The organism is [Pseudopropionibacterium] massiliense, assembly GCF_900607225.1.
GTDB lineage: Bacteria > Actinomycetota > Actinomycetes > Propionibacteriales > Propionibacteriaceae > Arachnia > Arachnia massiliensis.
This window is the reverse complement of sequence record NZ_LR027842.1, coordinates 3,173,818-3,186,677: the sequence shown is the minus strand read 5'-3', so window position 1 is coordinate 3,186,677 and position 12,860 is coordinate 3,173,818. Positions and strand designations below refer to the sequence as shown.

The window sequence follows — 12,860 nt, the reverse complement described above, 5'->3', positions numbered from 1 at the left end:
AGGGGTTTAGCGGTATGGCTGGTCAGGATTTTGAGGTTGATCACGAAACGTTGAAAACCACTGCGCAACAGATCGCAGAAACAACTCAGGGTGCGAAGGGAACCAGCATGAGCAGTTGTGTTCCTGGGGTTCAGGATCTGGCGAATGACGGCCTGGCCAAAGCGGTCGACGAGTTCCGGGATCGGTGGGAACGTGCCACCACGCCAATGATCGAGGATGTGGATGAGATGGCGAGGCGTGTTGAGAGGATCGCCGCTAATTACGCCACGTATGAGGCTGTGGTGGAGAAGAAGGTGAACGCTCTGAAAGGGGCGATGGGGTCGTTGATGGGAGGGTTGTGATGGGTGTGCAGTATCGGGGGGAGCCGGAGTTCGTGATCGAGGGGAATCCGTGGACGCGTCGCGGCCATGAAGACGTGCTCCGAGAGTTTCGACCAGGTGGATGAGTCGCTGAGTGGGGTTGAGACCGAGCATTGGGTGGGTAAGGCTGCGGATCGTTTCCGTTCCCGTCTTGAGGAGGAACCGCGGCGTTGGAGTCGTGCTGCGGATGGGTTCCGCAGCGCCGCCGCCCTGGAGGGATACGCGGCTGCTTTGGAGGCTGCGCAGCAAGCGGCGCGGGTGTGTAAGGAAAACTATGAGGAGGGTAAGCGGGTCAGTGCAACCGCGAGGGCGGATTACGATTGCGATGTTGCTGAGGGGTTTCAGAAGAAGGCGGCGTGGGAGGCGCAGAACGGTCCGGGTAGCTACACGCTTACTATTACGCCGTTCACGGATCCGGGGCAGGCGTTGCGTGATCGTGCGATTGCTGATTTCCAGGCTGTGATCGAGGATTTGGAGAAAACTGGTAGCGATACCGAGCAGGCTGTTGCGCAGGCTCATGCTGATGCTGACCCGACCCGCCAATGGCCCAACAAAGCAGGAGTCGCCTCCCCAGCTGGAAACAACGCAAGCGCCGCAGCTCCAGCGAAGAAGATGACTCCAGAAGAGGAGGACCAGGAGTTCGGTGTGCTGGATTCTCAAATTGAGCTTGACTGGCGTGCAATGACCAAAGAGCAACGAAAGAAAATACTGCAGGCGATCGTCGATGAGGAGTTCGCCAAGGAGGGCATGAAGGCGCCAAAAATCACATTCGAGGACATAAAGCCAGACAGCACACGGGGCGATTGGAATGAAAATGATAAGGTGCTTAGAATCGACCAAAGTCTTCTCAATGATCCTTGGGAATATGATAGTAATGCAGAGATAGGTTGTGATCCTAGGTCTGCGATCAATTATGCAGTACATGAGGCTAGGCACGCGAGACAGTGTGAGATTATCCGAGACACCGATGTTGGCTTTTCTGATTGGCTTTGGGGAAACGAGAAAGAAGAAGAGCTGAAAAAGCATGGCGTTACCCGTGAAGAGGTGGAAGCGTGGAAAGCTGAATATCATCGTCCTTTCTGGGCTGATTGGGGCAAAAGCAAGGAGGAAAAAGAAAAAGAATATTGGGATCAGTAAATCGAAAAGGATGCGCGAAAAGCTGGGCGTGATTTCGTCAATTCAATGACTCCGGAGGAGTTTGAGAAATACAAACGCAAGGCCGGCGTCAAATGAGCGAGAGGTCAGGGAGAAAGTGACGTGCGTCGACGTAGCGTGCTTGGTGTGAGCCTCTGCGCGTTGCTGGCCGGGTGCGGTTCTGGCCGGACGAGTGGCGAGCAGGGGGCGAGCGGTGAGTGCGTCCCAGCGAGCGAGGCGATGTCGAGCCCGAGCGTGAGCCCCTCCCGGAAGAGCGACGGCTCCACGGTGGACATTGCGTACTTTCCCGAGGACTACATTGCAGCTGAGGGGCTGGCAGTCTCCCCGGACGGCGCACTGGTGGCGGTCAATCAGTTGCGCGCCCGGTTCGTGTTGGGGCTTGACTCGACGTTCGGGACCGTGATCTGGGACGCATCCACGGGGAAGGTCGTGCGGCGGTTGGACAATCGTCGAGACGGAGTGCTGGCCTGGCACCCTGGAGGTGAATGGCTGGCAGTGGGTGATGCCTTCAATGCCGCGATTCAGGTGACTGATCGTGAGGGAAACCTGCTCTGGGAGCTTCGAGGACATGAGAAGATCGACGAGCTCGGTTCACCCATCGCCGGCCTGGCGTTCAGCAAGGACGGGGAACTCTTGGCATCGGCGAGCCGGGACGGGACAGTCCGACTCTGGGGAATGCGCAAGGACCAGTGCCGGCCCGTGCGGGTGCTCACGATCAGTGAACCGCGAAGACTCAGCTTCAGCCCGGACTCTGATCGATTGGCGGTCATAGCAGGGGACGGGTGCTCGATCTGGAACGTTCACAGCGGTGAATGCGAGAAACTGCTGCACGAAGTACCGCATCCGGTCAAAGGGGTGGCCTATGGCCCCGACGGTGTCCTGGTAGCCATCACCTCCGACCCCGGGGCGTCGTATCTGATCAGGGGCGAACAAGTCGAGGCCGGCCCGGAACCACCGACGAGTAGCCCAAGCCATGTCGCGGTCAGCAAGGACGGCAGGATCGCAATCTCCGCGTCAAGCGATCCCCAGGTCATGTTGTGGGACCCGGCAACCCAGGTCAGCTCACTCGCCCCGGAGCCACCGGAAACGGTGGGGCGCATGGAGTGGTCGCCGGACGGACAGAAACTGTACGCGGCATCGCAAAAACACGGCGTGCTGTGCTGGTCGGCGGACGGCCTGCGTCACTTCGATCTCCCATGAACGCGCGATACCGACGATTCAGGACTCCTCGGATGCGCGGCATGCTCCGAGGTCGGCAGCAAACCTGAATCTCACGACGACAACACGTGTAGGCGATGAGGGCGACCCGAGACCAAGGAGAAGCAATGGATTTCGTAGAAGTAATGAAAAGTTTTGTCCTGAACCCGAGCGAGGAAACGCTGGCTCCGCTGCAGGCCGAGATCATGGCCGCCGCCAACTACGACCCCCTCGTGTTGTTCGAGTCCGTGGTCTCTCCGCTGATGGACAGCGGCAACTATCAAGGAGCCGTCGACGCGGTGTGGCGCATGCTGCCCGGGGCGTTCCTGAGCCCCACGGCACATGCGATGCTGGCCTACAGCTACGACCAGCTGGGTGACGAGAAAGCGGCGCAGCGCGAGACGAAATTTGCCCGGCTGGCCCTGGACACCCTGACGAGCAGCGGCGACGGAACCCAGGATGCCCCGTACCGGGTGCTGCGGGTGAGCGACGAGTACGACGTGCTGCGCTACCAGCAGCGCACATCCGTGACACAGCGTGCGGTCGTCATCGACGAGCAGGGATACGACGTGCACCAGTGTTCCGACGGCAGCGAAGTGTGGTTCAAGCTGCTGTGGCAGACCGGCTGAGCGAAGGGACCACACCGTCACCTTCCGCGGTGTGGATGCCGGTCCCGGGACGGGGATCGGCTTCAGTGTCCGCAACGACACGATGCGCAGGCATGCGTATTCATGCCGGATTCGATGCGTAACTTTCCTTGAAGCGGGCATCGCGTATCCGGAGGGCTTCCCTGGCAGCTTGGAACCGGACTAGCCTGACTCCCGAGGAGGGTTCGGTGAACAAGGAGGCTTATTCATGGCTTCTCTGAAGCTGGTTGAGCCGGACCGGGACGAAGGAGCAGTCCGAGTCGACACCACCCCATAGATGTCTGAGGGCTCCGGGGTCCGAGTGTGTTTCTCGGTCGCCTGGTGGTTTTGACACAGCCGTTCGCTGGCGCTCACGAGCTGGCTCAACCAGCATCCTGCGAATAAGCCTCCTTGCGCTCAGCGTCACCAGCGACCGGGATGAGGGCATCATCCGTCGACTGGTCGCGTCCTGGCGGTCTTCGCCTTCCGCTGGCGCGGTCAACGGTGAAGCAAGGGCCGCAGCAGTCTGCCGGCCACACAGGCTGAATGCCCGGGTGGGGGCTCGTTGCGTGGTCGTTCCGCGTGGAGGCCGGGAAGGGCTTCCCGCGGACCGGGGCGCATTACCCCTTGTCAGAGCCGTGACGGCTGGTGCCCGGGGCATGAACCGTGTCGTGTGTGGCTTGCTACACTCCTCCCGCTGATCACCGCTGACGATCAGTTTGGTCACAAGGAGTTTGAACGTGGCACTGCCCTGGATCGAAATTGTTGAATGTCTCGACCCGGACCCGCAGCTTGTACTGTGGCGCTACCCGGATCCCGACGGGCGGATCAAATCCGGGGCGAAATTGATCGTCCGGGAGAACCAGAACGCCCTGCTGCTGGCAAAGGGTCAGGCCGCCGGTGTCTACCTGCCCGGCACCTACAGCCTCCCGACCGGCAACATCCCGATCCTGTCCAACCTCGCGGGGTGGAAGTACGGGTTCGCGTCGCCGCACATCTACGACATCTTCTACATCGCCACCCGCCAGTTCATCGATCTCAAGTGGGGAACCCCGGCGCCGGTGATGATGGCCGACGAGAAGTTCGGGCAGGTTCGGGTGCGTGCGTTCGGGTCCTACTCCGCGCGCGTCACCGACATTCCCCGGTTCTTCCGTGAATACGCTGGCGCCTATCCGGTGCTGACGATCCGCGACCTCGAAGTCCAGCTTCGTGACTACATCGCCGCGAAGTTCGGTGAGGTGCTGGCCACCCAGCAGATCTCCGTCCTCGACGTCGCCGCAAACCTGTCGGCGGTCAACGCACGCCTGCAACCCGCCATCGCTCCCTATTTCCTGGACCTGGGGGTGACGCTCACCCAGTTCACCGTGACCTCGGTGACGCTGCCCGACGAGGTCAACGAGTACTACGACAAGGTCACCAGCATGAACATGATCGGTGACATGTCGCGGTTCCAGGCCTTCAACACCGCCATCGCAACCGCCAACCCCAACACCGCAGCCGGGCAGGGCGTCCAGGGAGGAATGGCCATGGGCATCGCGATGGGGCAGGTGCAGCAGCAGCTCGGCGCACCGGCCCAGCAGGGTTTCCCCGCCCAGCCGATGCAGCCGGCACAACCGGCAGCGCCCGCGCCGTCCGCACCGTCCGCGGGGACGGATGATCCCGTCGAGCGACTCGCGAAGCTGAAGAAGATGTTCGAGGCCGGGCTCATCACCGCGGACGAGTTCAACGCCAAGAAAACTCAAATCATCGAGGCCCTGTGATGGCCGAGTCGTTCGTCGAGAGGATGCGTCGCCAGGCCGTTTCCGCGCCCAGATCATCGATCCGCTTCGAGGAGGAGAAGACACGCGCCGAGACCCGCACCTGCCCCGACTGCGGTGCGCCGCGGTCCGAGGCCGACGGGGTCGGGGAGTGCAGCTACTGCGGGCACGTCTTCGTCGCCGCCCTCGCCACCGAATACGCCCGAGACCCGCAGGAGCGCCCGTGAGTCACTCCAGCGACCAGCTCAACGCCCTCGTCCCGCGCCTCGAAACGTTCCTGGGAAAACTGACGTTCCGTGCCCGCGAGGTGGCTGCCGAGGCGGCTACCACCTTCGCGGAGATGCAGGCCTCCGGCGACGAGGACACCCGCGTCGCGGCCCACACCCTCCAAGCCGGGGTGACCTCTCAGATCACAGGACTGGCGAACAAGGGTCGCGAGGTCTTCGAGCAACAGTTCAAGGTGTTCGCGACGATCGACGACCCCGCGACCGAGGCCGCCTACGAACGCATCGAGGAGCGGTTCGAGGCGTGGGAGGACAGCCTCGAGGCCATCGCCGAGGAGGCCTTCGCCGCCCCCGAGACCGACCACGACCAGGCCATCTGGGAGCAAGCCGTCACCGATTGGCGCGCGATCCGGCTCACATGCTCCCAGTGCGGGGCACCCGTGCCGGTTCCGTACCTGTACCCCGTCTCGGTCTACCTGGCGTGCCAGGGATGTGGTTCCCGCGCCACCTTCACGCCGTCCTCGACCATGGTCGCGGCGACACGCGTCACCGCCAGGAGACGCCCTGATGACCCGTGGGTGGCTGGTCCCGCCCATATCGGAAACTGATCGGTTCCACGACACTCAAGAGAGCAGGAAACATGCTGGGAAAATTCTTCAAGAAAGCCAAGGAGACCGTCTCCGGGATCAGCGATGCCGTGCGCGGTGTGGAGCACGTCGACTGGATCACCCATGCCTTCCCGTACAGCCTTGAGATGCTGATGGACGTCGACGAGGCCCGCGACCTCTCGCGTCCCCGCCCCCCGGCCGGCCTCGACCCGGCCGCCGTCCAGTACGCCGACGCCTGGTACGGGATCTGGGCGCGGGTGCGTGACGGGCACGTCGCTCCGGTGCAGGCCGTCGAGGCCGGTGACGTCGCGGGGGCACAGCAGGCGCTGGCCCAGTGGGAGGCGCAGCTGGCGCAGGCCGACGTGGAACAGGCGCGGCTCGGTGATTTCCGGGGCAACCGTCATCTGGTGCTGGCCAACTCGGACATCCACACCACGCTGGAGGCCATGGTCGAGGAGGTGCGCGAGTACATCGGGCTGCGCATCTCCGGTCAGGACCCCATGGAACACGCCACCGGGGCGATCAGCCGGGTGGTGTCGATCCACACCTCGATGAACAATGCGCTGCTCGGGTTCTACCACGACCCCTCCGGCGCCGCTGCCCGTGCCGCCGAGAACGCCGCCTTCGCGCCCATCGAGGCGATGCGACAGGTCAACCCGGCTGCCCCAGAACTCCAGCCGGTGCTCGGGGTTTCCCTGCACGACTGGGTCGCAGCGTCGGCGAAGATGCACGCCGGGATTTCGGGTGACGAGATCGCGCGTATCCTCGGCGTTGAACGCCCCCAGTGGGATCAGGCGTCGGCGGAATGGACCCAGCGCGTCCAGATGTTCCCGATGACAGTCGGTATGGAGTACGCGAACCTCATGTCCCGTCCCCACCCGAAGTTCGACGCGGCAGGCTCCGCCGGTGGGGCGCCGTCGAACGCGGCCCGGCTGTCCACCGACCGTGACTTCTACATCGAGTGCGCAGCCGCCGCAGCTGCCGCCACCGAGGCGGGTCTCGACGCGGGCGGCTACCTTGAGTCCAACTATGGGGTCACCGTTGCCCAGGTCGGCAGTGCCGGGGTGAACTGGATGATGGACCTGCGCAACGCGGATTCCCTCATCACCTTGCAGCAGGCAAAGCAGCGGGAGATCGCCGCCCGTATCGCGTCTCAGACTGGTCCCGGGATCGCCGACGACATCCAGTTTTGAGAACACTGGACCGTTTGATGCGGGCCGTGGGTGCAGCGCCCACGGCCCGCATCAACTTTGGGTGCATTCCCGCCGCTCTCTCGTCTCCGTCGACTTACGATGAATCACAACACACCTGCTGGTGCGAGAGCGGAAACGTTCTGGACGCCTGTGCAACGACGTTTCGGGGTGGTGCGGTGACGCGGCCCCAGAGATATGGGGAGATGATGATGAAGAAGAACTTCACGAAGGTTGCCGAGAACCCGCAGGCCACCCGGAATCTTCGCGCTTTTCAACTGATATGGCTGACGCAGCTCATCGCCCGGGTCGGCAACGGCATGACCGCCTTCGGGCTCGGGGTGTTCGTGTACCAGGAGACGGGGCAGACGACACCCGGCGCGCTCATCATGCTCGCCGCGTTCCTGCCCGGGCTGCTGCTGGCGCCGCTGGCCGGGGTCCTGGTGGACCGGTTCGATCGACGTCTGATGATGATCCTCAGCGACACGTTGTCGGCGATCGGGCTGATCGCCCTGCTGGCCGCCTTCCACCTCGGCTTCCGCGAGGTCTGGGTGATCTGCGCCTGCGTGGCCTTCAGCTCGGTCTTCGAGGCGCTGCTCGACCCGGCCTACCGCGCCACCGTCACCGACCTGCTGACGCCCGAACAGTACGCCAGGGCCTCCGGCATGACCCAGCTGGCGGCCGCCGCGCAGTACCTCATCTCTCCTGCGGTCGCGGGCCTGGTGATGGTGCAGTTCGGCATCAACGCGGTCCTGATGATCGACGTCGCGACAATGGTGACGACCGTGTCGTTCACGGTGATCGTGTGGCGCACGATCAAAGCGGAGCCGAAACCGGTCGAACAGGGCTTCTGGGAGGATTTCCGCAGCGGGCTGGCATACTTCGCCCGCAACCGCGGCATCGTGGTGCTGATGCTGCTGGTGACCCTGATGACCTTCTGCATGGGATTCCTGCAGACCCTCCTGACCCCGATGATGCTCGACCTCGCCGACGAACAGACCCTCGGGCTGGTGCGCTCGGTGGCCGCCATCGGCATGGTCGTGGCCAGCCTGGCCATCGGGGTGTTCAATATGGGAAACAACCACATCCGATACCTGGCGATCGCGCTGGCGTTCGGCGGGGTCGTCGTGATCGGCCTGGGAATGACCACCGACGTGGTGCTGATCGGGGCCGCCACATTCCTGTTCTTCATGATCCTGCCGCCGTTGAACACGAGCGTCGAGGTGCTCACGAGGTCGTGGATTCCCAACGAGACCCAGGGCAAGATCTGGGGACTGATGGGCCTGGTGTCCCAGCTCGGTTTCCTCGCCGCCTACTGCATCGCAGGGCCGCTCGCCGACAACGTGTTCAACCCGCTGCTGCGACCCGGAGGGGCGCTGGCCGACAGTGTCGGTGGCATCGTCGGCGTCGGGGCGTCACGGGGCATCGGGCTGATGTTCGGGCTCGTCGGGATCCTGCTGATCCTCATCGCGGTGATCACACCCCGGGTCAGGGCCATCCGGGTTCTCGAGGACAATCTCAAGGAGCAGCTGGTCGTTTCGAGGAAGACCGAGGTCCGCGTGGGTGAGGTCGTCGGGGGCGTCAACGCGGAGGCGTGAGGTCGCGACCCGTTTCCTGTCGGCCTTTCGGATGACCCGGGGCACGTTCCGGGGCTCTTCGCCCATCGGCTGGTTACTGTGGTTGCGGGGAACTGAGCCATGGTGCGCGGACGGGGAACACGGGGCGCGTGCAGACGGAGGTGACGATGGGATTTCTCGACTGGCTGGGCAGGAGACGGGCGAGGGCGTTCGATTTCGCGACGGTCGACTCCGTTCCGATGGCCGAGGCCCTGGCCGCCGAGGGACAACTGGTGCCGCTGCACCTCGTCCCGCTGCGTTTCGGCGGGCAGGACATGCCCATGAACCGCGTCTTCGTCCCCGCGTCCGTCGTTGAACGCAAGGAGCATCACGACGAGACGATCGAGGGCCTCGTCAGGGATCACAGAGCGGACGGCTACTCCTGCACCCCCGAGTACCGCGACAAGAGCGTCATACCTTTTCGGTTGGATGGCATGGCGACCGAGGAGGGAATCCCGGTCTACTCGTGGTCCATCGACGTGTGGTGAGACCGGACCCCATCGCCTGAATCATCCGCGGGGCCGGCGGGGAGGTGCCTCCCGGGCGGTCCCGGGGTGAACCTCCGCCATCTCCAGGGAGAGACTGGGGACATGGAGAAAGTCGAACTCACCGGGGTGCCGGAAACCATGTTGCAGACCCTGCACGCCAGGGCCCAGTATGCGCTGTCCCACCCGCAGCTGCTGTCCGACCCGCAGGCGGTCGAGCTGGTCTCTCGCATCGACTACGACTTCACGGCCGCTCGAACCGATCGGTTCATGTCCTTCGGGACCGCGGCCCGCACCCTGCTGTTCGACGACCTCGTCCACGACTTCATCACCCGGCATCCCGGCTGCACCGTCGTCAACATCGCGTGCGGGCTGGACACCCGATTCCACCGTGTCGACGACGGAAAGGTGCATTGGTACGACCTCGACCTACCGCAGGTGATCGACATCCGTCGGCAACTCATCGCCCCGGTGGACCGGGTCCGGATGATCTCCGCCTCGGCCATGGACCCGCGGTGGCCCGAGGAAGTGGAGGTGGCGGGTGAGGTTCTGGTCATCGTCGAGGGCCTGACCATGTACCTGAGCGCCGACGACCTGCGGGTCCTGATGGGGATCATCCACGACTTCTTCCCCGGCGCGACGGCCCTGGTCGAGGTCATGGCGCCTCTGTTCCGGCGTTTCGGGCGGGAGAAGTCCGTCGTCAAGTCCGGGGCGCGGTTCACCTACGGGTGCCGCAACGGCAAGAAGTTCTGCCGCACCGTCGCTCCCGGTTTCCGGGCCGAACGCGACGTCAGGTTGTCCGAGGGGATGAAACGGATCCAACCTCGGAGTTGGCTGATCACCTGGACCCCGATGTTCCGGATGATCGAGGAGAGAATCCTCGTGTTGACGGCTCGGCCCGCCGCGAACGGGTGACGTCACGCGATCCCGGTAGCGCAGCACCCAACCGACGAGAACCCCGCGCGTGGGGACGAAATCGGATCGAGTGCTGCGCAGCCGGGTGGATCTAGTCGGAATCCTCCGGTTTCTCCGCGGCGCCGCTCAGGTGGGCGCTCAGCCGGCTGTAGGCCACGGACAGGGCGAAGCAGATCACGCCCGCCACCAGCAGCGACAGGATGCGGGTGATGGAGTTCTGCCCGGACATGTCGATCACCGCGAGCTTGAGCACCATCAGCATCACCAGCACCAGCCCGTACAGGCGCATGGCCGTGGCGTGGGCGCGGAAACCCGCGACGATGCTGAGGGCGCCGGCGATGATGAGGGTGGCGCTGCTCGTCGCGGAGTCCACGTTCGTCGCGGTCAGGAGGGTGTTCATCCCGAGCAGCGAGAGGGTGAAGGTGATGCCGGTGGCCACGCCGTGCCACGGGTGCCGCACCAGCGGCCACATCATCCACACCACCGCGCAGCCCAGCGCGAGTACGAAGGGGATCAGCACCAGCTCGTGGGTCAGGAAGGCCCACGCCTGATGGGTCACGGGCAGCCACGGCACCAGCGACCAGCCGGTGGCGGCGTGGACCACGTACTGCATCAAACCGGCCGCGCCGAGGGTCAGGATCATGGGCACCGACGACGACGGGGCCAAGGGCACCGGGGCGGCATCGGGGTCGTCGACCAGGTGCGCCCGTTGCCCGAACAGGCGGCCGGCGAGCAGGGGCAGGGTCGTCGCGTGCCCGCTGCCGAGCCCCAGCGCGATCAACGCCACCACGACACCCAACACGAGGATTCCCCAGACCGTGACGCCCCAGGCCCGTTCGATGCCCAGCCGCCACAGCAGCTCCTGGACGACCGCGGGCAGCCGGATGGCCAGCAGGAACACCACCAGCCAGACGGACACGAGGTGCTCCGGCCTGTCCGGGAGGCCTTTCTCGACCACCAGCGCGACCGCCACGGCCACCGCCAGGACGCCCAGCCGCACCAGGATCAGGTCGATGCCCGGGTCGTGCCCGAACCAGGTCAGGACCACGACCGCGACCGGCACGGTGATGACGTGGGTCGCGTTGCCCGCGAACACCGTGGGCAGCGCGGTCCAGGCCAGGACGATGACGAGCGCGCCCAGGACCAGGGATTCGTTCCTCAGCTGGGGCAGCAGGATGCCCACCACCACGAAGGCGCTGGCGAACAGGCAGTGGCCCGCCCACTGCCCGGCCTTCGCGGCGACCCCCTTGAAGATCGGCGGCACCACTGCCGCGGCGAGGACGATCAGGTGGGCGACGGCCAGCAGGGTGAAGTCCTGATCCTGGAACCAGTCCAGTGTGGCCCGCGGTGGCGGCACCGGCCTGAGGCGCAGCGTCGAGATGGCCACCAGCAGCGGGGCGGCCAGCCAGGCCGGCGCCCAGGGGTTCGCCGGGGTCCCGGGGGACGGCTCCGGCGCGGTCGCAGGGATCCCGCCCGCCCTCACGACCAGGATGAGCTGGGCGAACAGGAGCGACACGAGGGCCAGCATGGCCACGAGGGTGCCGGTCTCGGTGATCTCCCTGGCCCTCTCGACGGGTGCCAGGAACAGCGCGGGAAGCCCGATCGCCGTCGCGGACAGCAGGTAGAGCGGCCTGAACCTGGGCCGCGCGACCGCTTTGCGGGCGGTCATGGCGGTGGGCAGGGGGATGGCCGCGACATAACCCACCACCATCGTCAGGCCCAGGAAGGACTGCTCGGGGTGGACGTGCGACTGCGCCGCGGCCAGCCCGATGGTCGACAACCCGCCCAGCGCGGTGATGATCGTGATGTAGGGCAGGTGGGTGCGCGCGGCGACCAGGATCAGGATGATCGTCCAGCCGGTGAGCGTGAGGAAGGCGGGCAGCGGGGTCAACAGCCCCAGCAGGACCGCGCCCACCAGGCAGACGAACCCCAGCCCACCACCGATGCCGGTGAGCGTGGCGGCCGGCAGCCGGTTCGTCGTGGCCCTGGAGACCATGCCCATCCCGACGACGGTCAGCGTGACGCCCGTCACGCCGACGGCCCCGACCTTGACGATGTCCGGTATCGAGTTCCACAGCAGCGCGATGAGACTGGCCGCGGCCAGGAAGACCAGCACCGCCGCGGCGGCCGACAACAGGTACTTGCCCAGGGCGGCCTCACCCGCGCGGTTCCTGATCGAGGTCAGAGGTGAGGACTTGGGCTTCGGGGATTCGAGCATCTCGCTGAGAGGCACATCGTCCGGGCTCCCGGGTGATGACGCCCTGACGTCCGCGTCCCGCGTGAGCGGTTGAGGCTTCTTCGCCACCTGTGGAGAAGGAACGGGGACCGGGATCGTCCCGGGCAGCCGGGGAGGCGGGGGCGCCGGCTTCGGGGGGAAGGCGCCGGTGCAGGTGCCGATGGCGATGGCGGGGATGCGACCGGTTCCTGCTGCTCCCGGGAGGCGCTGATGCGTTGCTGCGAGGCCTCGGGGAGGGTGTCCAGCTTGTCCAGGTAGGAGATGATCACGTCCATCCTGAGGGTCAGGCCGTCGATGGCCCTGACCACGTCGCGCAGGCTCGGTTCCTCGGGTTTCGGGCCGGTGCCCTCCGGTTGTTCGTCTTGTTCGTTCGTCTCCATCGTGGAGCCCTTCCAGCCGTTGTCCAACGGAGATTCCAGATTAGGGGAAGCCGGGTGCGGCAGGGAGGGATTGGGAAAATCCCGGGCGATGGGCTGCGGGGTCCAGGGATGG

At 65.1% G+C, this 12,860-nt stretch carries 12 protein-coding genes; 11 read left to right on the top strand and 1 reads right to left on the bottom strand.

Annotation, left to right across the window (positions count from 1 at the left end; all coding sequences use genetic code 11):
• Positions 1 to 14 precede the first annotated feature (14 nt).
• From E0E39_RS14225 to E0E39_RS14175, 11 genes are all read left to right on the top strand, one after another.
• Positions 15 to 341: a hypothetical protein gene (locus tag E0E39_RS14225; protein ID WP_130875340.1), complete on the top strand. Its 327-nt coding sequence runs from the start codon at positions 15 to 17 to the stop codon at positions 339 to 341.
• 45 nt (positions 342 to 386) lie between these two features.
• Positions 387 to 1,496, top strand: a complete 1,110-nt coding sequence (locus E0E39_RS14220) for a putative T7SS-secreted protein (protein ID WP_342770217.1) — start codon at positions 387 to 389, stop codon at positions 1,494 to 1,496.
• 252 nt (positions 1,497 to 1,748) lie between these two features.
• Complete coding sequence (locus tag E0E39_RS14215) at positions 1,749 to 2,714, top strand: WD40 repeat domain-containing protein (RefSeq protein WP_165444823.1); 966 nt, start codon at positions 1,749 to 1,751, stop codon at positions 2,712 to 2,714.
• Positions 2,715 to 2,839: 125 nt separating this feature from the next.
• The gene (locus tag E0E39_RS14210; RefSeq protein ID WP_165444822.1) at positions 2,840 to 3,340 is read left to right on the top strand and encodes a DUF4919 domain-containing protein; all 501 of its coding nucleotides are present in this window, start codon (positions 2,840 to 2,842) and stop codon (positions 3,338 to 3,340) included.
• A 737-nt stretch (positions 3,341 to 4,077) separates the two neighbouring features.
• On the top strand, positions 4,078 to 5,097 hold the full coding sequence (locus E0E39_RS14205) for an SPFH domain-containing protein (RefSeq protein WP_130875336.1): 1,020 nt from the start codon (positions 4,078 to 4,080) through the stop codon (positions 5,095 to 5,097).
• Positions 5,097 to 5,321, top strand: coding sequence for a hypothetical protein (locus E0E39_RS14200; protein WP_130875335.1), 225 nt, complete (start codon positions 5,097 to 5,099; stop codon positions 5,319 to 5,321). Before E0E39_RS14205 ends, E0E39_RS14200 begins: the two co-directional genes overlap by 1 nt.
• The gene (locus E0E39_RS14195; RefSeq protein WP_130875334.1) at positions 5,318 to 5,926 is read left to right on the top strand and encodes a hypothetical protein; all 609 of its coding nucleotides are present in this window, start codon (positions 5,318 to 5,320) and stop codon (positions 5,924 to 5,926) included. Before E0E39_RS14200 ends, E0E39_RS14195 begins: the two co-directional genes overlap by 4 nt.
• Positions 5,927 to 5,958: 32 nt before the next feature.
• Positions 5,959 to 7,119 (top strand): DUF6620 family protein, encoded by a 1,161-nt coding sequence (locus tag E0E39_RS14190; RefSeq protein WP_130875333.1) that lies wholly within the window; start codon positions 5,959 to 5,961, stop codon positions 7,117 to 7,119.
• Positions 7,120 to 7,328: 209 nt separating this feature from the next.
• Positions 7,329 to 8,714, top strand: a complete 1,386-nt coding sequence (locus tag E0E39_RS14185; RefSeq protein WP_245988347.1) for an MFS transporter — start codon at positions 7,329 to 7,331, stop codon at positions 8,712 to 8,714.
• A gap of 146 nt (positions 8,715 to 8,860) precedes the next feature.
• Complete coding sequence (locus E0E39_RS14180) at positions 8,861 to 9,220, top strand: hypothetical protein (RefSeq protein WP_130875332.1); 360 nt, start codon at positions 8,861 to 8,863, stop codon at positions 9,218 to 9,220.
• Between the two features lie 102 nt (positions 9,221 to 9,322).
• The gene (locus E0E39_RS14175; protein ID WP_130875331.1) at positions 9,323 to 10,132 is read left to right on the top strand and encodes a class I SAM-dependent methyltransferase; all 810 of its coding nucleotides are present in this window, start codon (positions 9,323 to 9,325) and stop codon (positions 10,130 to 10,132) included.
• 91 nt (positions 10,133 to 10,223) lie between these two features.
• Here E0E39_RS14175 and E0E39_RS14170 read toward each other — a convergent pair whose 3' ends face one another.
• Entirely contained in the window at positions 10,224 to 12,365 is a 2,142-nt protein-coding gene (locus E0E39_RS14170; protein ID WP_130875330.1) for a DUF2339 domain-containing protein, read from the bottom strand.
• Positions 12,366 to 12,860: the final 495 nt, after the last annotated feature.

Coding starts and splice junctions, on each gene's coding strand:
- E0E39_RS14225 (WP_130875340.1), top strand. CDS start 15: ATGGCTGGTCAGGATTTTGAGGTTGATCACGAAACGTTGAAAACCACT.
- E0E39_RS14210 (WP_165444822.1), top strand. CDS start 2,840: ATGGATTTCGTAGAAGTAATGAAAAGTTTTGTCCTGAACCCGAGCGAG.
- E0E39_RS14200 (WP_130875335.1), top strand. CDS start 5,097: ATGGCCGAGTCGTTCGTCGAGAGGATGCGTCGCCAGGCCGTTTCCGCG.
- E0E39_RS14190 (WP_130875333.1), top strand. CDS start 5,959: ATGCTGGGAAAATTCTTCAAGAAAGCCAAGGAGACCGTCTCCGGGATC.
- E0E39_RS14185 (WP_245988347.1), top strand. CDS start 7,329: ATGAAGAAGAACTTCACGAAGGTTGCCGAGAACCCGCAGGCCACCCGG.
- E0E39_RS14180 (WP_130875332.1), top strand. CDS start 8,861: ATGGGATTTCTCGACTGGCTGGGCAGGAGACGGGCGAGGGCGTTCGAT.
- E0E39_RS14175 (WP_130875331.1), top strand. CDS start 9,323: ATGGAGAAAGTCGAACTCACCGGGGTGCCGGAAACCATGTTGCAGACC.